The sequence below is a fragment of the Roseibium sp. RP-7 genome, assembly GCF_053005225.1.
Genome location: NZ_JBRKQA010000001.1, coordinates 2,943,233 through 2,968,594, shown reverse-complemented (window position 1 = coordinate 2,968,594; position 25,362 = coordinate 2,943,233). Strand labels below are relative to the sequence as shown.

The following is a 25,362-nucleotide window of genomic DNA, read 5'->3' as shown; positions in this document are numbered from 1 at the left end:
AAGAGATGCTGAAGGATCAGGATCGGATCTTCACCAATATCTACGGTCTCCACGACTGGGGCCTGGAAGGCGCCAAGAAGCGCGGACAGTGGGACAATACCAAGGGCCTTATCGACAAGGGGCGCGACTGGATCATTCAGGAAATGAAGGATTCAGGTCTGCGTGGCCGTGGCGGTGCCGGTTTCCCGACAGGCCTGAAATGGTCGTTCATGCCCAAGGAATCCGATGGCCGCCCGGCATATCTCGTCGTCAACGCCGACGAATCCGAGCCGGGCACCTGCAAGGACCGCGAGATCCTGCGCCATGACCCGCACACGCTGGTCGAGGGATGCCTTGTTGCCGGTTATGCGATGGGTGCCATTGCTGCCTACATCTATGTTCGCGGTGAATTCATCCGCGAGCGCGAGCGTTTGCAAGCTGCGATCGACCAGGCTTATGACGCCGGTCTGATCGGCAAGAACAACAAGAACGGTTACGACTTCGACATTTATGTCCACCATGGTGCCGGCGCTTACATCTGTGGCGAGGAAACCGCGCTGCTGGAAAGCCTTGAAGGCAAGAAGGGCCAGCCGCGCCTGAAGCCGCCGTTCCCGGCAAACGTCGGCCTTTACGGGTGCCCGACCACGGTGAACAACGTTGAATCGATCGCGGTTGCTCCGACCATCCTGCGCCGCGGTGCTGCGTGGTTCTCGGCGCTCGGCCGTCCGAACAACACCGGCACCAAGCTTTTCTGTGTTTCCGGCCACGTCAACAAGCCGTCGACCTTCGAGGAAGAGCTGGGCATCCCGTTTGCCGAGATGATCGACAAGCATTGCGGCGGTATTCGCGGTGGCTGGGACAACCTTCTCGCGGTTATTCCGGGTGGTTCGTCTGTTCCGTGCCTCACGGCAGAGCAGATCAAGGACGCGCCGATGGACTTCGACACGCTGCGCGGCCTTGGCTCCGGCCTGGGGACTGCAGCCGTGATCGTGATGGACAAGTCGACGGATATCATCAAGGCCATTGCCCGCCTGTCCTACTTCTACAAGCACGAAAGCTGCGGCCAGTGCACACCGTGCCGCGAAGGCACGGGCTGGATGTGGCGTGTGATGGAACGAATGGTCAAGGGCGAGTCCTCCTATGAGGAAATCGACATGCTGTTCAAGGTGACCAAGCAGGTCGAAGGCCACACGATTTGTGCACTCGGGGACGCGGCCGCCTGGCCGATCCAGGGTTTGATCAAGAATTTCCGGCCTGTTATCGAGCAACGCATCGATGACTATGTCGCCAAGTCGAAGTCTTCTTCGACCATGGTGGCGGCTGAGTAAGCGGAACGGGATTTGGAGAGCAACGGATGACGAAGCTCATCATCGACGGCAAGGAAGTGGATGTCCCGGCGGACTACACGCTGCTTCAGGCCTGTGAAGAGGCGGGCGCCGAGGTTCCGCGGTTTTGTTACCACGACCGGCTGTCTATCGCCGGCAACTGCCGCATGTGCCTGGTGGAAGTGAAGGGCGGACCGCCCAAGCCGACCGCCTCCTGTGCCATGGGCGTGAAGGACCTTCGTCCGGGCCCGAACGGCGAGCCGCCGGTGGTCGAGACCAAGTCCGAGATGGTCAAGAAGGCCCGCGAAGGTGTGATGGAGTTCCTGCTCATCAACCACCCGCTGGATTGCCCGATCTGCGACCAGGGCGGCGAGTGTGATCTGCAGGACCAGGCGATGGCCTATGGCGTCGACGGTTCCAGGTTCCACGAGAACAAGCGCGCCGTTGAGAACAAGGAAATCGGTCCGCTGATCAAGACGATCATGACCCGCTGCATTCACTGCACGCGTTGTGTGCGGTTCACCACGGAAGTGTGTGGTGTCACCGACATGGGTCTGGTCGGCCGTGGCGAAGATGCGGAAATCACCACCTATCTCGAAGCGGCCCTGTCTTCGGAAATGCAGGGCAACGTGGCAGATCTTTGCCCGGTTGGTGCCTTGACCCACAAGCCTTACGAATTCCACGCCCGTCCGTGGGAACTGACCAAGACCGAAAGCATCGACGTGATGGACGCGGTCGGTTCCGCGATCCGTGTCGACACGCGCGGCAAGGAAGTCATGCGGGTGATGCCGCGGCTCAACGAAGAGGTCAACGAGGAGTGGATTTCCGACAAGTCCCGTTACATCTGGGACGGTCTGAAGACCCAGCGCCTCGACCGGCCTTACGCCAAGAAGGACGGCAAGCTGCAGCCCGTTTCCTGGGGTGAAGCATTCCAGATCATCGCCGAAAAGGTAAAAGGCGCGAGCGCCGACAAAATCGGTGCTCTGGCTGGACAGATGGCAGGCGTTGAGGACATGTTCGCGCTGAAGGCGCTGATGGAGAAACTCGGCGTTGCCAACATCGACAGCCGTTTCCCGGGATCTCCGCTACATCCGAAGAACGGCCGCGCAAGCTATCTCTTCAACAGCACGATCCAGGGCATTGAAGACGCTGACGCGATCATGCTGATCGGCACAAATCCGCGTCAGGAAGCTCCGGTTCTGAACGCTCGCATCCGCAAGCGTTGGGTCCAAGGCGACGTGACCATTGGCCTGATTGGTGAAAATGCTGACCTGACCTATCCGGTAACTTATCTGGGTGCCGGTCCGGACAGCCTGAAGGAATTCGTGAACCACGCTCCGGCAAAGGCCGAACGCCCGATGTTCATCATCGGCCAGGGCGCGCTGAATCGTCCGGATGGGGCTGAAGTGCTCGCGACGCTTGCTGCAGCCGCCAAGGCGCTTGGTGTCGTCAAGGACGGCTGGAACGGTTTCAACATCCTGCACACCGAAGCGTCCCAGGTTGGTGCTCTCGATCTCGGTTTCGTACCGGGCGAGGGCGGCAAGGACACAGGCTCCATGCTGGAGCCGGGTGCACTTGACGTGCTGTTCCTGCTGGGTGTCGACGAAGTTGAAGTTCCGGAAGGCGCTTTCGTTGTCTACCAGGGAACGCATGGTGACCGCGGCGCGCACCGCGCCGACGTTATCCTGCCAGGCGCTGCGTATACGGAGAAATCCGCGATCTACGTCAACACCGAAGGTCGCGTCCAGATGGCCGATCGGGCTGCGTTCCCTCCGGGAGATGCCCGCGAAGACTGGGCTATCCTTCGCGCATTGTCCGCGGTGCTTGGCCAGACGCTTGAGTTCAACTCTCTTGCCGAATTGCGCTCAAAGTTGTTCGAAGCTGTTCCGCACATGACGGGCATCGATGCGATCGAGGCAGGTGATGCTGGCGATATCGCCAAGCTTGGCAACGCCAAGGCCAAGATGGATAGCGCAGGCTTCGCCAACGTGATCCGCGACTTTTACCTGACCAACCCGATCGCTCGCGCGTCCAAGACGATGGCCGAGTGCTCGGCGCTCGCCAAGACGCGAGCGGCAGAAGCAGCAGAATAAGGGGTAGGGGACCGATATGGCTGAGTTCATGACGACCTACGGTTGGCCGTTCCTCTGGATGGCATTCCAGAGCATTCTGCTGATGGTCGTGCTTCTGGTGATTGTCGCCTACGTGCTTTATGCGGATCGCAAGATCTGGGCTGCCGTGCAGATTCGCCGCGGCCCGAACGTGGTTGGTCCCTGGGGCTTGCTGCAAAGCTTCGCCGATCTATTGAAGTTCGTTCTGAAAGAACCGGTGATCCCGTCTGGATCCAACAAGGTTCTGTTCCTGCTGGCTCCACTGGTATCCGTGCTTCTGGCGCTGGCTGCCTGGGCCGTTATTCCGGTTGCCGACGGCTGGGTGATTGCCAACATCAATCTCGGTGTGCTCTTCGTCTTCGCAGTGTCGTCGCTGGAAGTCTACGGTGTGATTATCGGTGGTTGGGCTTCCAACTCCAAGTACCCCTTCCTGTCAGCGCTGCGCTCGGCCGCTCAGATGGTCTCCTATGAGGTTTCCATCGGCTTCGTCATCGTGACAGTGCTGCTGTGTGCCGGCACCTTGAACCTGACCGGTATCGTGCAGGCACAGGAAACCGGCCTTGCCAACATGCTGGGTGTGCCGTGGCTGTCGTTCCTGAACTGGTACTGGCTGCCGCTGTTCCCGATGTTCGTGGTGTTCTTCATCTCGGCACTGGCTGAAACCAACCGTCCGCCGTTCGATCTTGCGGAAGCAGAATCGGAACTGGTTGCCGGCTTCATGGTGGAATACGGCTCAACCCCGTACATGATGTTCATGCTCGGTGAATATGTCGCCATCTGCCTGATGTGCGCGCTTATGAGCATCTTCTTCATGGGGGGATGGCTGCCGCCGTTCGATTTTGCACCGTTCACCTGGGTGCCGGGCATCGTCTGGTTCCTGCTGAAGTGTTTCCTTGGCTTCTTCATGTTCGCCATGGTGAAGGCAATGGTCCCGCGTTACCGCTATGACCAACTGATGCGCCTGGGCTGGAAAGTGTTCCTGCCGCTGTCGCTGGCCATGGTCGTGGTCGTCGCCGCAGTCCTGATGATCATGGGCTGGGCACCGGGCGCAGCGTGACGATCTCGCTCGCCGGTGCAATCGGTGCCGCCGTTGGTCTTTATGTCGGCTGGCTCGATTGGAAGATCCTGAAGGGAATGCTTCAGGCGGCGGAGACGAAGAACAGACAAGCTGGCGGCGACGGTGGTGTCGCGGCCAGACACAAGGCGCTCTTGGGCGCACTGATTTTTGGAGTTCCGGTGTTCGGTTTCCCGATCATCGGCTATTGGGCCGCCAGTCAGCTGGCTGGTTGAGGAAAGAGAGGCTAAAAGCGATGGGACTTAGTCAAGCCGTCAAATCGCTGTTTCTGCAGGAGTTCGTGTCGGCCTTCGTTCTGGCGATGCGTTACTTCTTCAAGCCGAAACCAACGGTCAATTATCCGTTCGAGAAGGGCCCGGTGAGCCCGCGTTTCCGGGGTGAGCATGCCCTGCGCCGTTATCCGAACGGCGAAGAACGCTGCATTGCCTGCAAGCTGTGCGAAGCTATCTGCCCGGCACAGGCAATCACCATCGAGGCCGGATCGCGGCGCAACGACGGCACGCGCCGTACCACGCGCTACGACATCGACATGGTCAAATGCATCTATTGCGGCTTCTGTCAGGAAGCTTGCCCTGTGGATGCAATTGTCGAAGGCCCCAATTTCGAATTCGCCACGGAAACCCGCGAAGAGCTTTACTACGACAAGGAAAAGCTGCTTGCGAACGGCGACCGTTGGGAACGCGAAATTGCCCGTAACATTGAAATGGATGCTCCTTACCGTTAGGAGCATACCCAACAATGGTTTCCAGCCCGGCAATCCGGCCGGGCACCGCACTTCCGGCCGCAAGGCCACACGACAGGCAGGTCTTCGAAATGATCCTGAAAGCCCTCTTTTTCTACCTGTTTGCCGGCGTCACCCTGGCGTCAGCATTCATGGTGATCGCGTCGCGCAATCCGGTGACGTCGGTACTGTTCCTGATCCTGGCGTTTGTGAATTCCGCTGGTCTTTTCATTCTGCTGGGCGCCGAATACCTGGCCCTGCTTCTGGTGGTCGTCTATGTCGGCGCGGTGGCGGTGCTGTTCCTGTTCGTCGTCATGATGCTTGATGTGGACTTCGTCGAACTGCGGCAGGGCTTCCTGCAGTATCTGCCGGTCGGCGCGCTGGTTGGCGTGATCCTGATGGTCGAGTTGCTGATGGGTCTGGGGGCCTGGATCATTGCACCGGGTGTTCTCGGGCACGGCGCAGAGCCGATGCCGGCACTTAGCGACGTGAGCAACATCCAGGCGATCGGGTCTGTGCTCTACACCAAATACATCTACTTCTTCCAGGTCGCTGGCCTGGTTCTTCTGGTGGCCATGATCGGGGCAATCGTCCTGACCCTGCGCCACAAGCCGAATGTCAAACGTCAAAGCATTCCGGACCAGGTTGCGCGAAACCGCGAAGCCTCAGTTGAGGTCCGCAAGGTGGAAACGGGCAAGGGTATCTGACGCAACCTGGTTGCGTTTTCGAGAAAGTCCGGGAACCGGCACGCTCCTCCGTGCTGTTTCCGGTTGGGGTAAACGAGGGGAGCACGGCGAGGCGCCCATGGAAATCGGTCTGTCGCACTATCTGTCGGTCGCGGCGATCCTGTTCACGATCGGGATCTTCGGGATCTTCCTGAACAGGAAAAACGTGATTGTTATCTTGATGTCTATCGAACTGCTGCTGCTGTCGGTGAACATCAACTTTGTCGCCTTTTCGTCGTTCCTCGGCGACATGATGGGCCAGATCTTCACCATGCTGGTTCTCACCGTGGCTGCCGCAGAGGCCGCCATCGGCCTTGCGATCCTGGTGGTCTTCCACCGGAACCGCGGCTCCATCGCCGTGGAAGACGTCAACGTGATGAAAGGGTAGGAGCTGATGTATTCCGCAATCCTGTTCCTGCCGCTGATCGGCTTCCTGATCGCCGGTCTTTTCGGCCGCGCCATCGGCGCCAAGGCCAGTGAGTATATTACCAGTGGTCTCCTGATCCTCGCTGCGCTGCTGTCCTGGATCACTTTCTTCGGGTTCTGGCTCGGCGGCTCGGAAATGCAGATCGTCGATCTGTTCCGCTGGATCGATACCGGTGATCTGAAGGTGTCCTGGTCCATCAGGGTCGACACGCTGACCGCCGTGATGCTGATCGTCGTGACCACTGTGTCCGCGCTCGTGCATGTCTATTCCATCGGGTACATGCACCATGACCCGCATCGGCCGCGTTTCTTCGCCTATCTGTCGCTTTTCACCTTCGCGATGCTGTCGCTGGTGACGGCAGACAACCTTCTGCAGATGTTCTTCGGCTGGGAAGGTGTGGGCCTTGCCTCCTATCTTCTGATCGGCTTCTGGTATCAGAAACCGTCCGCAAATGCGGCCGCCATCAAGGCATTCGTCGTCAACCGCGTTGGTGACTTCGGATTTGCGCTCGGCATCTTCGGCGTCTTCTATCTGTTCCAGAGCATCGAGTTCACCACCATCTTCAACGACGCGCCGTCCTTCATCCAGGAGCACGGCGAGGTGATGACCTTCCTCGGCTACCATCTTGATCCGCATGCAGCGATGACGGTTGTCTGCCTGCTGCTGTTCATGGGGGCAATGGGCAAGTCGGCGCAGTTCCTGCTGCACACCTGGTTGCCGGACGCTATGGAAGGCCCGACACCCGTGTCCGCGCTTATCCATGCCGCGACGATGGTGACCGCCGGTGTCTTCATGGTGGCACGTCTGTCACCGCTGATGGAACTTTCGCACACCGCGCTGACGGTCATCGTGTTCTTTGGTGCAACGACGGCCTTCTTCGCCGCAACTGTCGGTCTGGTGCAGAACGACATCAAGCGCGTGATCGCCTATTCGACCTGTTCGCAGCTCGGGTACATGTTCGTTGCACTTGGCGTCGGCGCCTATTCGATCGGTATCTTCCACCTGTTCACCCACGCCTTCTTCAAGGCGCTGCTGTTCCTATGCGCCGGTTCGGTGATCCACGCCGTTTCCGACGAGCAGGACATGCGCAAGATGGGTGGTCTTCGGAAGCATATCCCGATTACCTACTGGACGATGATGATCGGAACGCTGGCCCTGACGGGTGTGGGTATTCCATTCACTCATATCGGTTTCGCCGGCTTCATTTCCAAGGATGCGATCATTGAGGCAGCCTTTGCCGGTTCCGTGGGTGAACACGCCAATCCGATGGCCCTCTACGGCTTCTGGATGACTGTTATCGCTGCTGCGCTGACGTCGTTCTATTCCTGGCGCCTGACGTTCATGACCTTCCACGGCAAGCCGCGTGCGCCTGTCGATGTGATGAAACACGTACATGAATCTCCTCTGGTGATGACCGTGCCGCTGTTCATCCTGTCCATCGGCGCTGTGCTGGCGGGTATGGTCTTCTACGGTTCGTTCTACGGCGAAGGTTATGCAGAGTTCTGGAAGGGCGCACTGTTCAACAGTGAAACCAACCACATCCTGCATGCCATGCACGAAGTGCCTGGATGGGTGAAGGTGTCTCCGTTCGTCATGATGGTGCTCGGTTTCCTGGTTGCCTACCAGTTCTACATCCGCTCTCCGGAAATGCCGAAGCAGCTGGCGGAGCGCCATTCCGGCCTCTATCAGTTCCTGCTCAACAAGTGGTACTTCGACGAGCTTTATAACTTCATCTTTATCCGTCCTGCCATGTGGCTCGGCCGGGTCCTCTGGAAGAAGGGCGATGGCACCGTGATCGACGGGTATGGCCCGAACGGTGTTGCTTCCCGTGTTCAGAATGTGACCGCCTGGGTCGTCCGCCTGCAGACCGGATATCTCTATCACTATGCATTTGCGATGCTGATCGGTGTGGCTGCGCTTATCACCTGGTCGATGTTCACCGGTGCAGGCACCGGCGGGGGTGCACACTAATGATTGACTGGCCAATTCTGTCACTCACGACGTTCTTGCCGCTGCTGGGCGTGCTCTTCATTCTCCTGGTTCCGGGGAATGATGAGGGCAGCAAGAAGAACATCCGGATGGTCGCTCTTGTGACCACCTCTGTGACCTTCCTTCTGTCGCTGTTCATCTGGGGCAATTTCGACTACGCCAACTCGGGCTTCCAGTTCGTGGAACACCGGGAATGGCTTGGAAGCAACATCAGCTACCGCATGGGCGTTGACGGTATTTCCGTCCTCTTCGTGATCCTCACGACCTTCCTGATGCCGTTCTGCATCCTGGCCTCCTGGGACAGCGTGCAGAAGCGGGTAAAGGAATACATGATTGCCTTCCTCGTTCTGGAAACGCTGATGATCGGCGTCTTCTGCGCGCTGGACCTGGTCGTGTTCTACGTGTTCTTCGAAGCTGGCCTCATTCCGATGTTCCTGATCATCGGCGTGTGGGGCGGTGCGCGCAGGGTCTATGCATCCTACAAGTTCTTCCTGTACACGCTGCTCGGCTCGGTGCTGATGCTGATCGCGATCATGGCGATGTACTGGAACGCAGGCACCACCAACATTGAAGCGCTCCTAGCGCATCAGTTCCCGGGCGGGATGCAAACATGGCTGTGGCTGGCCTTCTTCGCGAGCTTTGCCGTGAAGATGCCAATGTGGCCGGTGCATACCTGGTTGCCGGACGCACACGTGGAAGCACCGACCGCCGGTTCCGTCATTCTGGCGGGCGTGCTCCTGAAGCTCGGCGGCTACGGCTTCCTGCGCTTCTCGCTGCCGATGTTCCCGCTTGCATCCGACATGTTCGCACCCTTCGTGTTCACATTGTCTGTGGTTGCGATCATCTACACGTCGCTGGTGGCGCTCGCCCAGGAAGACATCAAGAAGCTGATCGCCTATTCATCGGTCGCACACATGGGCTACGTGACCATGGGCATCTTCACGATGACGGAGCAGGGTGTGCAGGGTGGTATCTTCCAGATGCTTTCCCACGGCATTGTTTCCGGTGCGCTTTTCCTTTGTGTCGGCGTTATCTACGACCGGATGCATACCCGCGAGATCGCTGCCTATGGCGGTCTGGTCAACCGGATGCCGAAGTATGCGGTTGCGTTCCTGATTTTCACCATGGCCAACGTCGGCCTGCCAGGCACCTCCGGGTTCGTTGGGGAAATCCTGACGCTGATGGGGGCGTTCCAGGTCAATTCGTGGGTGGCGTTCTTTGCTACCACCGGTGTGATCCTGTCAGCTGCCTACGCGCTTTATCTCTATCGCCGTGTCGTCTTCGGCGCGCTGGAGAAGGAAAGCCTCAAGTCGATCCTCGACCTGAACCTCAGGGAAAAGGTTATCCTGATCCCCATGATCATCCTGACGATCTTCTTCGGCTTCTATCCGATGGCGATCCTGGATGTGACCCAGGGTGCGGTCGACAATCTCATCAATCAATACACCGCGGCGCTCGACGCGGCTGGCGTTGTCCAGCACGCAGCGTCTGCCGCGGCGGCCCACTAGGTTTCGAGGACGAGACAGAGCTATGTCTGAATTGACCCTATTGCCAGATCTCAAGCCGGTTCTGCCGGAGATCATCCTGGCCCTCGGAGCCATGGTGCTGCTGATGATCGGCGCCTTCGGCGGCAAGCGCGTCAGCTACGCCGTCTTCGGTGGAGCAATGGGCCTGCTCGGCGGCACCTTCCTGGTGCTTCTGTTCGTGCCGGCCTTTGGTGAAACGTTCGGCGGTTCGTTCGTTCTGGACGATTTCGCCTACTTGCTCAAATTGCTGGTGCTGGCTGGTTCGTTCTTTGCCATCGCCATGTCCTGGGCCTACGCCAAGAGCCAGTCCTTCGACCATTTCGAGTATCCGATCCTGATCGTTCTTGCGACGCTCGGCATGATGCTGATGCTGTCTGCGAATGACATGATCGCACTTTATCTCGGCTTGGAACTGCAGAGCCTTTCGCTCTACGTCGTTGCCGCCATCAACCGGGACAGCGTGCGCTCGACCGAAGCCGGCCTGAAGTACTTTGTGCTGGGTGCGCTGTCGTCGGGCATGCTGCTCTATGGCATGTCGCTTGTTTACGGCTTCACCGGGCAGGTGGCCTTCGAGGGTATCGCGGAATCGCTGTCCCACGATGGCGCTTCCATCGGACTGGTGATCGGCCTGACCTTCATTCTTGCCGGTCTTGCCTTCAAGATTTCCGCGGTTCCGTTCCACATGTGGACGCCGGATGTCTATGAAGGGGCGCCAACCCCGGTTACCGCATTCCTCGCCGCTGCACCGAAAGTTGCCGCTATGGGCATGCTGGTCCGGATCGTGATCGAGGCCTTCCAGCCGGTTACAAACGACTGGCAGCAGATCATCGTGTTCGTGTCGATCGCATCGATGGCACTCGGAGCCTTCGCGGCTATCGGTCAGCACAACCTGAAACGACTGATGGCCTATTCGTCCATCGGTCACATGGGCTACGCGCTGGTGGGTCTTGCTGCCGGCACCCAGACAGGTGTCGAAGGCGTCATTTTCTACATGATCGCCTACATGGGCATGACGCTTGGTGTCTTCGCCTGCATCCTGTCCATGCGCCGCAAGGATGGCATGGTCGAGGAGATCGGTGATCTGGCCGGGCTGTCCCAGACAAACCTGCCGATGGCAATCCTGCTGGGTCTGCTGATGTTCTCGCTCGCCGGTATTCCGCCGCTGGTCGGTTTCTTCGGCAAGTGGTACGTGTTCAGCGCGGCCGTCGAGGCCGGTCTCTTCCCGCTGGCCGTGATCGGCGTGGTCGCGTCGGTGGTAGGTGCCTATTACTACCTGCGGATCGTAAAGGTCATGTTCTTCGACGAACCTGTTGAGGGTTTCGAGGCCATGCCGATGGAGCTGCGCGTGGTTCTGGGCCTGTCGAGTGTATTCGTGATCTTCTTCTGGCTGGCACCGGGGCAGATCGTCAGCGCGGCCAGCTCTGCTGCCCAGTCGCTGTTCTGATCGACCGCATGACAAGTTATGGACATGAACGTCCGGCGCCAGGTGCGCCGGACTTTCGCTTTGTGGAGCTGGAAACTGTCGGCTCCACGAATTCGCTGTGTTTCGACAAGGCACGGCAAGGGGACGCCGGTCATCTGTGGATCAGGGCAGACGAGCAGACCACAGGTCGTGGGCGCCGCGGGCGTGACTGGTCCTCACCTATCGGCAACATGTTCGCCAGCCTGCTTCTGATTGACCCGAAACCGGCTGAGCGGATTGGCGAATTGCCGCTTGCCGCTGCCGTTGCATTGGCGGAAGCCGTTGACAAAGCCGCAGGTACACTGCAACTGGTAAGCCTGAAATGGCCAAACGACCTGCTTGTAGAGGGCTCGAAACTGTCCGGCATCCTGCTGGAAGCTGAAACGCTTAACGATGGCCGGCAGGCGGTTGTCCTTGGTTTCGGTGTCAATTGTGTTTCCCACCCGCCGTTGTCCTTGTATCAGGCGACGGATCTCAGGAGCCTGGGCTATCAGGTAACAGCTGAACGGTTGTTCGAATGTCTTGCGGAGACGCTGGCGGACAACCTGTCTCGCTGGGAGCAACCGGGCGGCTTTGAAGGAATTCGCCGAGCCTGGCTGAAACGGGCGGCACATCTGGGCAAGACCATAACGGTTCGGACTGCCCAGGAAGAAATTACCGGCACTTTTGCCGATTTGGACGCGCGCGGCCACCTGGTCCTGAAACAGGATGGTGGCGGTGAGCGAACGATTTATGCGGGTGATGTGTTTTTGCCTGGCGCTTGAGCGCCGGGCCGTTGCCCGATCTGACGTTTAAAGGAGCAATCCATGGCTTCGGCCAAGAAAAACAACAACAACAACGACATCGTGTTTCTGCCCCTGGGCGGGGTCGGCGAAATCGGCATGAACCTCGGTTTGTACGGCTATGGTCCGGAAGATGACCGGACATGGCTGATCGTCGACTGTGGTGTGAGTTTCGCCGGACCGGAGCTTCCGGGCATCGACGTAGTCGTTCCGGACATCAAGTTCCTGGAAGATGAAGTCGACAATATCGCCGGAATGGTGATTACCCACGCACATGAAGACCATTACGGCGGGATCCTGCATCTGTGGCCCTTCCTGAAGGTACCGGTCTATGCAACGGCCTTCACTGCCGGTCTGCTCGCAGCCAAGACGGAAAGCGAGCCGGGAGCAGAAGAGGTTCCGGTGACGGTGGTGAAGCAGGGCGAGCGCCACAAGATTGGTCCGTTTGATGTCGAATTTGTTGCGATGGCGCACTCCATTCCGGAGCCCTGCGCGCTGGCGATCCGCACGCCTGCCGGCATGGTGCTGCATACCGGCGACTGGAAGATCGACAGGACGCCTGGCGTCGGCCTTCCCATCGATCTGGACCGGCTTGCAGAGCTCGGCCGGGAAGGGGTGATGGCGCTTGTCTGTGACAGTACCAATGCAATTCGTGACGGTGTCAGCCCCAGCGAGGCAGATGTTGCCGTCGAGCTGAAAAAAGTTATGGCAAAGGCCAGCAAGCGAATTGCGGTCACCACCTTTGCATCCAACGTCGCCCGCATTCGGGCGATTGCGGAAGCAGCCGCCGCGAACGACCGCGACATGGTGATTGTCGGCCGCTCTATGCACCGGGTGATCGAGGTTGCCGGAGAGCTTGGCTATCTGGATGGACTGAAGCCGTTTCACGATGAAGAGGCCTATGGCTATCTGCCGCGGGAAAAGACCGTGCTTTTGTGCACGGGATCGCAAGGCGAAGCCCGCGCTGCCCTTGCCAGGATCGCAGCCGGCGACCATCGCAACATCGCGCTGTCAAAGGGTGATATGGTCATCTTTTCCTCGCGCACGATCCCCGGCAACGAGAAAGCCGTTGGTGAGGTGCTGAATAACCTTGCCGACAAGGATGTCGACATCATCACCGACCGTGACGCCCTTGTGCATGTGTCCGGTCACCCGCGCAGGGGCGAGCTGGAGCAGCTTTACAAACTGGTCCAGCCGAAAGTCGTGCTTCCCGTCCACGGGGAACCGTTGCATCTTGCCGCCCACGCTGCGTTCGCAAAGGACCTCGGGGTGCCTGAAGTGGTGCGCGGCAAGAACGGGGACATCATCCGCCTGAGTGCGGGGCGTGCCGGCATCATCGACGAGGCGCCGTCAGGCATCCTGGTGAAAGACGGCGATATCCTGGACGATCCGGAAGTCACCGGCGTCAAGGAACGGCGCAAGCTTTCGTTTGCGGGCGCTGCGGTGATCGCGCTGGTGGTCAACCGATCCGGGGAGCTGCTGGACGACCCCAATGTTGTCCTGTTGGGCTTGCCGGACACGGATGATGAAGGTGATCCGATGGAGGATATCGTCATCAAGGCTGTCAGGGGCGCTGTTACCAGCATCCCGAAGAACCGGCGGAAGGACAAGGATCTGGTTGCAGAGGCTGCGCGCCGTGCAGCCCGGTCCGAGATCCTGAACGTCTGGGGCAAAAAGACGCTCTGCAAGGTGATGGTGACCCAACTATAGTCATCGCGGCGGCCTGAGTGGCCGCTGACAGCGGAGGTTTGCAAATGATCGGACGGCTCAACCACGTCGCCATTGCGGTGTCGGATATCGAAGCAGCAACGGCAGTCTACCGGGACACTCTCGGTGCAGAGGTTTCAGCCAGGGAAGAGCAGCCGGATCACGGCGTCAGCACGGTGTTCATCAACTTGCCGAACACCAAGATCGAGCTGCTTGAGCCACTTGGCGAGAATTCTCCCATTGCAAAGTTCCTGGAAAAGAACCCCTCAGGTGGCATTCACCACGTTTGCTACGAAGTCGATGACATTATTGCCGCGCGCGACAAGCTGCTGGCAGATGGGGCCCGGGTACTCGGCGACGGTGAACCGAAGATAGGGGCGCATGGCAAACCCGTGCTGTTCCTGCATCCCAAGGACTTTCTCGGTACCTTGACCGAACTTGAAGAGGCTTAATTCATGTCCATCGCGTTTGGCATGGCCATCTATTTCATGCTCTGGTGGATCATTCTGTTTGCCATCCTGCCGTTCGGCATGCGCCGGACGCAGGAGGAAGCAGGCGAGGTTGTACCAGGAACCGAGCCAAGCGCTCCCGAGCAGCCGCGATTCCGTCGGGTAATCATCCTGACCACCATCGTGACCACTGTGGTTTTTGCCGGATACCTCGGTATGCGTAACTCGGGATTCGGGCTGGACGACATTCCGTTTCTCAACCCGCCAACCGGCAGCTACAGTCACCCGTCCAACTGACGGGTGCGCCTCCCGGGGCATATTTGTTCGGATCCCACGACAAGTCCGCCCGGTTGCAAGAAAACTGACGATATTCCGCAAAGAAAAAAGGCAGAGCCAAGCTCTGCCTTTGTAAAGTTCCGCGTCTAAATTCGACCCTGTACCCTTACTGTCCGGTATTCCCGTACAGCTGGGCGGCTGCAAACCAAAAGGTGCGCCTGAGGGTCCTTCCTCCCAAGACTCAGACCGCGATGTCCTTGAGCCTCTTGGCATTTCTGCCAAGGCATCTTTTTGTTATGAAGATGGAAACTAGCGGATTGATTCAGCCTTGTCACCTATTTGTCGTGCACAGGCTATTTTTTTTGCTTGCCTAATTCCTTGGCGGCAATTGGTACTAAGACCTTAGTTCTGAAGCCGGCAAAAAATTAGGCGGCAAACTTCAGCAAATACCTGCATTTGCGCGCTATTTTGCCGTCATTTCTGTATAAGGCAGGCATGGCTGCGCAAAGGGCTTGTATTTGGTGGCTGCTTGCGCTTTGACTGCGCACAAAACAGGCGATGCCCAAGATTGAGAGAACATTCATGCGTCTTTCCCGTTACTTTCTGCCCATACTGAAAGAAACACCCAAGGAAGCGGAAATCGTGTCCCACCGGCTGATGCTGCGTGCCGGCATGATTCGTCAGCAGTCCGCCGGAATCTATTCCTGGTTGCCACTTGGGTTGAAGGTCCTGCGCAAGATCGAACGGATCGTGGAAGAAGAACAGGCCAGGGCAGGCGCGATCCAGTTGCTGATGCCGACCATCCAGTCAGCCGATCTGTGGCGTGAGAGTGGCCGGTATGATGCCTATGGCAAGGAGATGCTGCGCATCACCGACCGTCATGAGCGGGACATGCTGTTTGGGCCGACAAACGAGGAGATGATCACCGACATCTTCCGTGGCTACGTGCGATCCTACAAGGACCTGCCGCTGAACCTCTATCACATCCAGTGGAAGTTCCGTGACGAGGTGCGCCCGCGCTTTGGTGTCATGCGCGGCCGGGAGTTCCTGATGAAGGATGCCTATTCCTTCGATCTGGACAAGGAATCGGCCCGCCACGCCTATAATCGGATGTTTGTCGCGTACCTGCGCACATTCGCCCGCATGGGGCTGAAGGCGATCCCGATGAAAGCCGACACCGGCCCGATCGGCGGCGACATGAGCCACGAGTTCATCATTCTTGCCGACACTGGCGAAAGCGAAGTCTTCTGCGACAAGTCGTTGTTGGAGCTGCCGACGCCTGCGGAAGATACGGACTTCTCCTCCGACCTGACGCCGATCGTGACCGACTGGACGACGCCCTACGCGGCAACGGACGAAATGCACGACGAAGCCGCCTTCGGTGCGCTGGCTGAAGACACCCGCGTGTCGGCGCGTGGTATCGAAGTCGGTCATATCTTCTATTTCGGTACCAAGTACTCCGATGCGATGGGGGCCAAGGTTGCGACTGCAGAAGGCACGGAAGTGCCGGTCCACATGGGCTCCTACGGTGTGGGCGTTTCACGCCTTCTTGGCGCCTTGATCGAAGCCAATCATGATGAAAATGGAATCGTCTGGCCGAAATCCGTCGCGCCGTTCCATGTCGGGCTGGTCAATCTGAAGCCGGGTGACGAGCTGACGGATCCGGTGTGTGAAGATCTCTATGCCAAGTTTGAAGCTGCCGGCATCGAGGTTCTTTACGACGATACGGACACCCGGGCTGGTGCCAAGTTTGCGACGATGGATCTGATTGGCTTGCCGTTCCAGGTCGTTGCCGGGCCGCGTGGACTGAAAGACGGCTTGCTGGAAGTCAAGGACCGGGCAACTGGGGAAAAGGAAATGCTTTCTCCGGAAGCCACCTTGAACAAGCTGACGGCGGCATTGACGGACTAACCAAGTCCGGTGATCCTCTGTGTGGGGATTCGGTCGCGGCGTCTGCTGCGGCCAGCCGGCCTGCCGGAAATATTTCGGTAGGTGGGCTGTGCTGAATTTGGGGCTGTGCTGAACTGGATGGACAATGACAGCGGTAGATACGGCGGACATTGACGACGGTCGCAAACCGGCAGCCCCGACACGCGCCTTTTCCGCATTTGAATGGATGATTGCAGGGCGCTACCTGCGATCTAGGCGCCGCGAAACCTTCATATCCGTCATTGCAGGCTTTTCCTTTGCTGGCATCATGCTTGGCGTGGCAACGCTGATCATCGTGATGGCGGTGATGAACGGGTTCCGGACGGAGCTTCTCGGCAAGATCCTGGGTATCAACGGTCATATGCTGGTTCAACCGATCGACCAGCCGCTGACGGACTATGATGCGGTTTCTGCCCGGTTGCAGGGTGTGCCGGATGTGGTCAGTGCGATGCCCTTTGTGGAAGGCCAGGCGTTGGTTTCCGGGCCTGCAGGGAATTTCGGAGCGCTCGTTCGTGGCCTTTACGAAAGCGATCTGCGCCGTGTGCCGCTTATCGCGAACAATGTGCGGGCCGGAACCCTTGACGGGTTCGATGAGGGCGAGGGGGTTGCCATTGGTTCGCGCATGGCGCAACAGCTCGGCATCACCCTTGGTGACAATGTCACCATTATCTCACCGCGCGGTAGTGTGACCCCCATGGGCGTTACGCCGCGGTTGAAGGCCTATCCGGTCACCGCCATTTTCGAAATCGGCATGAGTGAATACGACGCGACCTTCCTGTTCATGCCACTGGAAGAGGCGCAGGCCTATTTCAACATGGATACCAAGGCGACCGGTATCGAAGTTTATGTAGCTGACCCCGACAGGGTCGGTATCATGAAGGACACGATCGAGGAGGCCGCGGATCGGCCGGCTTTCGTAACCGACTGGCGCCAGCGCAATGTCACCTTCTTTGCAGCCCTTGAGGTGGAGCGGAACGTGATGTTCATCATCCTGACGCTGATCGTCCTGGTTGCGGCGCTCAATATCGTTTCCGGCATGATCATGCTGGTAAAGGACAAGGGCAAGGACATCGCGATTTTGAGGACCATGGGCGCGACGCGTGGGTCGATTATGCGGATCTTCCTGATAACAGGCGCCAGCATCGGCTTCGTGGGTACTTTCGCCGGCTTCTTCCTCGGACTTTTGGTCTGCCTGAACATCGAGAGCATCCGTCAATTCGTTTCCTGGCTTACCAGGACGGAACTGTTCGATCCGACGCTCTACTTTTTGTCACAGCTGCCCGCGGAGATTGACTCCGGAGAGACGATAACAGTGCTTGTCATGGCGCTTGCGTTGTCACTGCTGGCGACGGTCTATCCTGCGTGGCGGGCTGCGCGGCTCGATCCCGTTGAAGCCCTCAGATATGAATAGGGAGACGGGAGATGAACATGGCCGTTGACCCCAACCAGGCACCGGGACTGGCGCCCGCCGCCCTGCAATTGTCTGGCATTACCCGCAGTTTCGACGAGGGTAATCGCGAACTTCATATCCTGAACGGCGCCGATCTGCGCATCGAGGCCGGTGAGATGGTTGCCCTGGTGGCGCCTTCCGGAACAGGCAAGTCGACCCTCTTGCATATTGCAGGTTTGCTGGAGCGCCCGGACGAGGGCGATGTCTTCCTGGGACCGGTCAACTGTTCGGATCTGTCGGATGATGAGCGCACGGCAATCCGGCGTAACGACATCGGATTCGTCTATCAGTTTCATCACCTGCTGCCGGAGTTTACCGCACAGGAAAACGTGATGATGCCACAGATGATCCGTGGCTTGCCGCGAAAGATGGCAGCCGAGCGAGCAGACGAACTTTTGAAATACATGCGTCTCGGTGAGCGTGGCAGCCATCGCCCTTCGGAGCTTTCCGGCGGGGAGCAGCAGCGCGTTGCCGTTGCCCGTGCAGTTGCGAATGCACCTCGTATCCTTCTTCTGGATGAACCGACGGGAAATCTGGACCCCAACACTGCAGGCTATGTATTCGACGCCTTGCAGGCATTGGTGCGGGCGTCCGGTGTTGCGACGCTGTTCGCAACTCACAACCTGGAATTGGCGGGCCGTATGGACAGGGCAATAACGCTGTCCGAAGGGCTGGTCAGGGACCTCTAGGTTTTCCAGTCAGACAATCCAAGTTCAAAAATTGCTTCTAACCCGTTTGAGCGGGCTCCTCACGGGTGCGGTTACCCAGAAGAACAAAGCAAAAACCCAAAGTTTTCAGCAAATTTGATTTGCTTGATGACAAGGGGAACAAAAAGGGCTTGCAATAGGAACAAAAATGGAACATCATCCAGTTACGCAATTAGCAACGGTTGGAGGATGTGATGATCCATATCGCTCGTGATTTTGCCGCTTTCGGTGCAATGGTTTGCTTCTGCACGACGCTCGCCGTCTGGGGCGACGTGCTTCTGTCCGTCGGCTGATCAATCTCTGCTGAACGGTCGTTGTTTCGGCAAATGGTGCCAGTGCGTTTTTTGAGTTCCTGGACTCAGTCCGCTGCGGTGTGATGCGAAGTCAGGATTACAAAGAACAGCGGTAACAACTCCTTCGGCGTCTCGACACGCTATTCCGAACACGCTTCACTTGAGCGCTGATTCTGGAAGATGTTATGAGAGCCGCCATGTCTGCTACAGATCCCAATAATTCTCTGTCTTCCGGTTCGTCAGAAAATGCCGGCAGTGAGGCAAGCGGTCCCGGCTATGTTCACCTCCGAGTCCATTCGGCGTTGTCGCTTCTGGAAGGTGCGTTGCCGATCAAGAAGCTTCTCGACCTCGCCAAGGCCGATGACCAGCCGGCGCTGGCGATTGCCGATACCAACAATCTGTTTGGCGCACAGGAATTTGCGACCAAAGCGTGGGGATCCGGAATTCAGCCGATTGCCGCGTGTCAGCTTTCCGTCTTTTTCGACGATGGACTTGAAAGCGGGCGGAGAGGGGAACCTGCGCTTTCGGACGTTGTTCTTCTCGCCATGACAGAAGCCGGTTACGGCAATCTGATGGAGCTGAGTTCTCGGGCCTTCCTCGATACGGAAACCGGTTTGAGGCCACACGTTTCCTCCGGGTATCTTCTATCAAAGTCCGAAGGCGTTATCGTTCTGACCGGTGGTGTCGGAGGGCCAATCGGGGCAGCGCTTCTTGCCGGACGCAAGGACCTTGCAAAAAGCCGGTTGCAAACACTGGCGGATCGTTTTCCCGGCCGTTGCTACGTGGAAATCCAGCGCCATGGCATGGAAGCCGAGCGCAAGACCGAAGACGCGTTTCTCGATCTGGCCTACGAATACGGGTTGCCACTGGTTGCCACCAACGAAGCCTTCTTTCCCAAGCGCGAAGACTATGAAGCTCATGACGCCCTGATCTGCATTTCCGAAGGCAGGGTGCTGATCGAGGATGACCGCAGACGCCTGACACCGGAGCACTACTTCAAAAGCCGCGCGGAAATGTGCGCGCTCTTTGCGGATTTGCCAGAGGCGCTTGTTTCAACGGTAGAAATCGCCCGGCGCTGCAGCTTCCGCCCGTTGAAGCGCGCGCCGATCCTGCCCCGGTTTGCCGGTGCAGATGCGGATCCGGAAGAAGCGGAGAAGGCAGAGGCGGAAGAGTTGATCCGCCAGGCACGCGAAGGATTGCAGGCGCGCCTTGATGCGCATGGACTGGCGCCGGGTCTTGAGGAGAAGGACTACTGGGACCGTCTCGACTACGAGACCGGCATCATCGAGCGCATGAAGTTTCCCGGGTACTTCCTGATCGTTGCGGACTTCATCAAATGGGCAAAAGGGCAGGATATTCCGGTCGGCCCGGGTCGCGGGTCCGGTGCGGGGTCCCTGGTTGCCTGGTCCCTGACCATTACCGACCTTGATCCCATGCGGTTTTCGCTGCTGTTCGAACGCTTCCTCAATCCCGAACGCGTTTCGATGCCTGACTTCGATATCGACTTCTGCCAGACCCGGCGTGAAGAAGTGATCCGTTATGTTCAGGAAAAATACGGCCGGCAGCAGGTCGCGCAGATCATCACCTTCGGATCGCTTCAGGCCCGCGCCGTGCTGCGCGATGTCGGCCGCGTGCTGCAAATGCCTTATGGCCAGGTCGACCGGCTCTGCAAACTTGTTCCTGCCAACCCGGCAAATCCTGTAACGCTTGGTCAGGCGATCGAGGAAGAGCCACGCCTGCGCGAGGCAGCCAAGGAAGAGGAAATCGTCGAACGGCTGCTAGGCATGGCTCAGAAGCTCGAAGGCCTTTACCGGCACGCTTCCACGCACGCTGCGGGCGTTGTCATCGGTGACAGGCCCCTGGAACAGCTGGTGCCGCTCTACCGAGACCCGCGTTCCGACATGCCGGTTGCCCAGTTCAACATGAAGATGGTGGAAGATGCCGGACTTGTTAAGTTCGACTTTCTCGGTCTGAAGACACTGACGGTTATCGATACGGCGGTGAAGCTGATTGAACGGCGCGGTATCGATGTCGACGTCGCAGCCCTGCCGATCGACGACGAGAAAACCTACAAGCTGCTGGCGCGCGGCGAAACGTTTGGCGTGTTCCAGCTGGAAAGTCAGGGCATGCGCCGCGCGATTGCAGGCATGAAACCCGACCGGTTCGAAGACATCATTGCCCTTGTGGCTTTGTATCGTCCCGGACCGATGGAGAACATCCCGGTCTACAACGCGGTGAAGCACGGCGAACAGGACCCGGACTGCCTGCATCCCCTGCTTGAACCCATCCTGATGGAGACGAACGGCATTATCGTCTACCAGGAACAGGTGATGCAGATTGCGCAGGTTCTGTCCGGCTACTCTCTCGGTGAAGCTGACCTTCTGCGCCGCGCCATGGGTAAGAAGATTGCCGCGGAAATGGAAGTCCAGCGGGCGCGTTTTGTCGACGGCGCGGTGGAGCGTGGGATCAACAAGAGCCACGCCGGAACAATCTTCGATCTTGTGGCGAAGTTCGCCAACTACGGCTTCAACAAGTCGCACGCTGCGGCGTATGCACTGGTCTCCTATCATACGGCCTGGCTTAAGGCGAACCACCCGGTCGAGTTCATGGCCGCTTCCATGACACTGGATCTGGGCAATACGGAAAAACTGGGCGACTACCGTCAGGAATGTCGGCGCATGAAGATCGAGATCGAGCCGCCGTCAATCAACCGCGGGCAGGTCTATTTTGACGTTGCCGACGGCAAGATCCTTTACGCGATGGGCGCGATCAAGGGTGTTGGCGAGCAGGCGGTTGAACACATTGTTGAGGTTCGGGGCGACAAGCCTTTCAAGAGCCTTGGCGATTTTGCGCGTCGGATTTCACCCAAGGCCCTCAACAAGCGAACGCTTGAAAACCTGGTGGCCGCCGGAGCATTCGATGAGCTTGAGCCCAACCGGGCACGGGTTTTTGAAGGACTTGACCGGATCATGGGCCTGGCTCAACGCACCGAGGAAAACAAGACGCTCGGCCAGGACGAGCTTTTTGGCGGCAGCGACAGCGAAGAACCCTTGCAGCTGGATGATGTCCATGGCTGGACAAACGAAGAGAAGCTACAGCGGGAACACTCGGCGATCGGGTTTTACCTGTCAGCGCATCCGATCGACGAATACGCCTCCGTGCTGGAAAAGATGCGGGCACAGCCGTGGAGCCAGTTTTCGGAAGCAGTCAAGAAGGGGGCGTCTCACGGCCGGCTTGCCGGCACCGTTGTGTCCATGCAGGAACGCAAGACCAAGACCGGCAATCGCATGGGTATCGTTCGCCTGTCCGATGCTACGGGCCAGTATGAGGCGTTGCTCTTCCGTGAGAAACTCGAACAGTTCCGGGATGCCTTGCAGGCTGGACGTTCCGTTGTCGTGCTCGTCGGGGCCGACATGCGCGACGACGAGCCCTCCCTTCGAATCGAACAGGTTGATCCGATCGATCAGGTTGCAGCCCGCCTGCAGAAAAGCATGCGTGTCTTTGTTCGCGATGAACGTCCGATCCCGAGCCTTGCAAAGCAGTTGCAGGTGAGGGGTGAAGGTGACGTGACGGTGATTGTGCTTCTGGAAAACGGCGCACGGGAAGTGGAGGTCAAGCTCCCCGGCCGGTTCCGCCTGTCACCGGAAATTGCGGGCGCGCTCAAGGCAGTGCCAGGTGTAACGGACGTACAGGTGGCGTGAGCGTCCAGGGCGCCGACAGTGCGATTTCACTACGGGAGCGCTGGTGCGCCAGGGTTTCTATGGTCCTGAAAATGCTCGCTCAGTCAGTTGCCGATTCGGGCGCTGTGATAGTCCTTGAGCGCTGTGGCCAGCTGCAACGCAAAGCGCGCTGAAGCCACGGGAAGTGTACGCCCGCGCATCTGACCCAGAATTAGGTTCCCGGGTGGCAGGTCCTTGCTCGAGATCGGTTTGAAAACCAGCGAGCCGTCATCCTGCTCTCTGAGCCCCAGAGGGATCTGGAAGCCGATCAGTTTCTCACAAAGAACGTAGTGCCGGATCAGGTCGAAGCTTTCGGTTTCGACAGCGGGAGAAACGCGGCGACTGCCGCGCCGGGCAGCAAAGTCCAGCAGATGCCTGACGCCATATTTGGTTGTCGGGGCGACGTGGGGCACATCGAGACAATCCCGCAGGCGCACCTCCGCTTTTTTTGCCAGTGGGTGGTCGCTCGCCATGACCGCATAAACCTCCTGCGGGATGACATGAAGCACCTCGAAATCCACCAGATAGACTGGCTCGAACACCAGTGCCAGGTCGCTGGAATAGGACACGAGTTCCTGCTCGGCCTGGGTTCTGTCCCTGACGTTGACCGAAAACGTGACGCCCGGATGATCACGCCGGTACCGGGCGATCTGCTCGGGCAGGAAATAAGGAACCATAGCCTGCGAGCAGGCGATGGAAACGTGCCCTCTGCGTTCTCCTGCAAGATCCGCGACTTGGCTCTGCACACGAGCAAGGTCTGAAAGGCTTGCGCGGTAGTGGTGGAGAAGAAGCTCTCCGGCAGGGTTGAGACGTACGCCCTTCGGTAGGCGCTCAAAGAGCTGTGCGCCAAACTCCTGCTCGAACCTTTGCACCCGGCGCGTGAGCGCAGAGGCGGTCAGGTTCATGTCTTCCGCCGCTTTTCTGATGGAGCCCGCTCGGGCGACAGCCTCAATGAGTTGAAACGTGTATAAGTGTCTCATTTCAATAGGCTTTGTTTATGGCGTTGCATTTTTTTCATCGCATCTGTGAATTTATAGCATTTTTCGGAAACAGAAAACACCTGCAAGCTTCGGAAAGCCAATCGCACAGCGGAGTTTCCGAACATGTCCCTACACCGACGCGAATTCCTCAAAGCCGGAGCTGCCGTCGTCGGCGCCCTCCCGTTTTCCCGGTCCCTGTCTGCCTTCGCCGCAAGCGATACTCTGGTGGCGGTGACCGGTCAGACCATCAACAGTCTGGATCTTCACCGTACCGGTACCAACAGGGCCAGCTATCAGGTTGCCATCAACAGTTATGACCGGTTGATTACGTTCGGCAGCAAGACCCTGGACGATGGCAGCTTTTCCTTCGACTATTCGAAGCTGGAACCGGAACTCGCGGAAAGCTGGACAATTTCCGACGACGGTTTGACCATTACCTTCAAGCTGAAGCCGAACGCCGTTTTCTGGGACGGCAGCAAGGTGACCGCTGAGGATGTAAAATGGTCTTTCGACAGGGCAGTGTCAGTTGGCGGGTTCCCGAGCACGCAGATGAAAGCTGGCGGCCTTGTGCGGCCGGATCAGTTTGAAGCCGTCGATGAGGAAACCTTTGTCGTCAAGCTCGACAAGCCATCAAAGCTATCCTTGCCGGATCTGGCAGTTCCTGTGCCGTTCGTCATCAATTCGAAAGTCGCCAAGGAACATGCGACAGCCGATGATCCCTGGGCGACTGAGTATCTTCACACGACACCTGCCGGGTCCGGTGCCTACAAGGTTGCCCGCTGGGATTCCGGCCAGCAGATCGTTTACGAACGCTTTGACGAATGGGCTGGTGGACCTTTGCCCAAGGTTCGCAGAATCATTGTTCGAGAAGTGCCGAGTCCGGCAACGCGCCGCGCCCTGATCGAACGTGGTGATGTGCAGGTGTCCTTCGACATACCGGATAAGGATGCTGCTGAGCTCGCTGAAAAGGTGAAGGTGTATTCCACACCGATTGCCAACACCATGCATGTGGTTGGCCTGAATTACACTTTCGAACCTTTCCAGGATCCGAATGTGCGCAAGGCTATCGCCTACGCGATTCCCTACAAGGACATCTTCGATACTGCAGCTTACGGCCGCGGCGCACCGTTGTGGGGCGGTAGCGAGACCATTGAAGACACCTCCTGGCCACGTAAGTCGCCCTATAGCCATGACATGGAGAAAGCCAAGGAGTTGCTTGCGGCATCTGCCTATCCTGATGGCTTCGAAGTCCCTCTGTCGATCAGCACAGACCTTGCATCCTGGATGGAGCCAACTGCACTGCTGATCCAGGAAAGTCTCGGCAAACTCGGCATCAAGACGGAAATCGAGAAGATCCCCGGGGCAAACTGGCGCACGGCGGTGCTCGTGGAAAAGCGCTTGCCGCTACATCTGGAAAACTTCGGCGGCTGGCTGGACACACCCGACTACTACTTCTTCTGGGCGTATCAGGAAGGCAACCTTTTCAATTCCTCGAATTATCGAAACGAGGAAATCGAGACCCTGACCTCGGAAACGCTTCACATGGCGCAGGACGATCCGGAGTACGCGCCGAAGATCAAGCGGATGTTCGAGATCGCGATGGACGACCTGCCGAGGATTCCGCTTTATCAGCCGGCGCTCAACGTCGCGGTCAACAGTGCCGACGGTTACGAGTTCTGGTTCCACCGCCAGCTCGATGTCCGCTCTCTGACGAACGTGGAGAGCTAGGT

Annotated in this window: 20 protein-coding genes; 19 read left to right on the top strand and 1 reads right to left on the bottom strand. The window is 58.4% G+C overall.

The features are described from left to right. Window positions 1-5: 5 nt before the first annotated feature. The 18 genes from nuoF (at window position 6) to dnaE (ending at window position 22,634) form a co-directional block, all read left to right on the top strand. Window positions 6-1,307, top strand: a complete 1,302-nt coding sequence (nuoF, locus tag ACVDG9_RS13355) for an NADH-quinone oxidoreductase subunit NuoF (RefSeq protein WP_022998431.1) — start codon at window positions 6-8, stop codon at window positions 1,305-1,307. Between the two features lie 26 nt (window positions 1,308-1,333). Next, entirely contained in the window at window positions 1,334-3,397 is a 2,064-nt protein-coding gene (gene nuoG / locus ACVDG9_RS13350) for an NADH-quinone oxidoreductase subunit NuoG (protein ID WP_447238183.1), read from the top strand. A gap of 16 nt (window positions 3,398-3,413) precedes the next feature. Continuing rightward, on the top strand, window positions 3,414-4,472 hold the full coding sequence (gene nuoH, locus ACVDG9_RS13345; protein ID WP_031268412.1) for an NADH-quinone oxidoreductase subunit NuoH: 1,059 nt from the start codon (window positions 3,414-3,416) through the stop codon (window positions 4,470-4,472). Further along, window positions 4,469-4,705: a hypothetical protein gene (locus tag ACVDG9_RS13340; protein WP_055654520.1), complete on the top strand. Its 237-nt coding sequence runs from the start codon at window positions 4,469-4,471 to the stop codon at window positions 4,703-4,705. The genes nuoH and ACVDG9_RS13340 overlap by 4 nt, the downstream gene beginning before the upstream one ends. Window positions 4,706-4,725: 20 nt before the next feature. Continuing rightward, window positions 4,726-5,214, top strand: a complete 489-nt coding sequence (nuoI, locus tag ACVDG9_RS13335; RefSeq protein ID WP_447238182.1) for an NADH-quinone oxidoreductase subunit NuoI — start codon at window positions 4,726-4,728, stop codon at window positions 5,212-5,214. Between the two features lie 89 nt (window positions 5,215-5,303). After that, window positions 5,304-5,918: an NADH-quinone oxidoreductase subunit J gene (locus ACVDG9_RS13330; RefSeq protein ID WP_031268414.1), complete on the top strand. Its 615-nt coding sequence runs from the start codon at window positions 5,304-5,306 to the stop codon at window positions 5,916-5,918. 97 nt (window positions 5,919-6,015) lie between these two features. After that, window positions 6,016-6,324: an NADH-quinone oxidoreductase subunit NuoK gene (gene nuoK / locus ACVDG9_RS13325; RefSeq protein ID WP_006934707.1), complete on the top strand. Its 309-nt coding sequence runs from the start codon at window positions 6,016-6,018 to the stop codon at window positions 6,322-6,324. Window positions 6,325-6,330: 6 nt separating this feature from the next. Beyond that, window positions 6,331-8,334 (top strand): NADH-quinone oxidoreductase subunit L, encoded by a 2,004-nt coding sequence (gene nuoL, locus ACVDG9_RS13320; RefSeq protein WP_055654518.1) that lies wholly within the window; start codon window positions 6,331-6,333, stop codon window positions 8,332-8,334. Next, window positions 8,334-9,860, top strand: coding sequence for an NADH-quinone oxidoreductase subunit M (locus ACVDG9_RS13315; protein WP_022998436.1), 1,527 nt, complete (start codon window positions 8,334-8,336; stop codon window positions 9,858-9,860). The genes nuoL and ACVDG9_RS13315 overlap by 1 nt, the downstream gene beginning before the upstream one ends. Before the next feature lie 22 nt (window positions 9,861-9,882). After that, window positions 9,883-11,322 (top strand): NADH-quinone oxidoreductase subunit NuoN, encoded by a 1,440-nt coding sequence (gene nuoN, locus ACVDG9_RS13310; RefSeq protein WP_022998437.1) that lies wholly within the window; start codon window positions 9,883-9,885, stop codon window positions 11,320-11,322. Between the two features lie 8 nt (window positions 11,323-11,330). Beyond that, window positions 11,331-12,104 (top strand): biotin--[acetyl-CoA-carboxylase] ligase, encoded by a 774-nt coding sequence (locus ACVDG9_RS13305; protein ID WP_447238181.1) that lies wholly within the window; start codon window positions 11,331-11,333, stop codon window positions 12,102-12,104. Window positions 12,105-12,146: 42 nt separating this feature from the next. After that, window positions 12,147-13,832 carry a ribonuclease J gene (locus tag ACVDG9_RS13300; RefSeq protein WP_055654514.1) on the top strand — a complete coding sequence of 562 codons (1,686 nt, stop codon included), beginning with the start codon at window positions 12,147-12,149 and terminating at the stop codon, window positions 13,830-13,832. Between the two features lie 44 nt (window positions 13,833-13,876). Continuing rightward, complete coding sequence (gene mce, locus ACVDG9_RS13295; RefSeq protein ID WP_006934701.1) at window positions 13,877-14,281, top strand: methylmalonyl-CoA epimerase; 405 nt, start codon at window positions 13,877-13,879, stop codon at window positions 14,279-14,281. A gap of 3 nt (window positions 14,282-14,284) precedes the next feature. Beyond that, window positions 14,285-14,575: a DUF1467 family protein gene (locus ACVDG9_RS13290; RefSeq protein WP_022998440.1), complete on the top strand. Its 291-nt coding sequence runs from the start codon at window positions 14,285-14,287 to the stop codon at window positions 14,573-14,575. Between the two features lie 561 nt (window positions 14,576-15,136). Beyond that, window positions 15,137-16,465: a proline--tRNA ligase gene (proS, locus tag ACVDG9_RS13285; protein WP_447238180.1), complete on the top strand. Its 1,329-nt coding sequence runs from the start codon at window positions 15,137-15,139 to the stop codon at window positions 16,463-16,465. A gap of 124 nt (window positions 16,466-16,589) precedes the next feature. Further along, entirely contained in the window at window positions 16,590-17,894 is a 1,305-nt protein-coding gene (locus ACVDG9_RS13280) for a lipoprotein-releasing ABC transporter permease subunit (protein ID WP_022998442.1), read from the top strand. An 11-nt stretch (window positions 17,895-17,905) separates the two neighbouring features. Then, a complete protein-coding gene (locus ACVDG9_RS13275; protein ID WP_022998443.1) occupies window positions 17,906-18,622 on the top strand; it encodes an ABC transporter ATP-binding protein in 717 nt (238 codons plus the stop codon). A gap of 508 nt (window positions 18,623-19,130) precedes the next feature. Then, window positions 19,131-22,634 carry a DNA polymerase III subunit alpha gene (dnaE, locus tag ACVDG9_RS13270; RefSeq protein ID WP_447238179.1) on the top strand — a complete coding sequence of 1,168 codons (3,504 nt, stop codon included), beginning with the start codon at window positions 19,131-19,133 and terminating at the stop codon, window positions 22,632-22,634. 83 nt (window positions 22,635-22,717) lie between these two features. Here dnaE and ACVDG9_RS13265 read toward each other — a convergent pair whose 3' ends face one another. After that, window positions 22,718-23,632 (bottom strand): LysR family transcriptional regulator, encoded by a 915-nt coding sequence (locus tag ACVDG9_RS13265; protein ID WP_022998446.1) that lies wholly within the window; start codon window positions 23,630-23,632, stop codon window positions 22,718-22,720. A gap of 123 nt (window positions 23,633-23,755) precedes the next feature. On the opposite strand from ACVDG9_RS13265, the gene ACVDG9_RS13260 reads away from it, so the two are divergent. After that, entirely contained in the window at window positions 23,756-25,360 is a 1,605-nt protein-coding gene (locus ACVDG9_RS13260) for an ABC transporter substrate-binding protein (RefSeq protein WP_447238178.1), read from the top strand. Window positions 25,361-25,362: the final 2 nt, after the last annotated feature.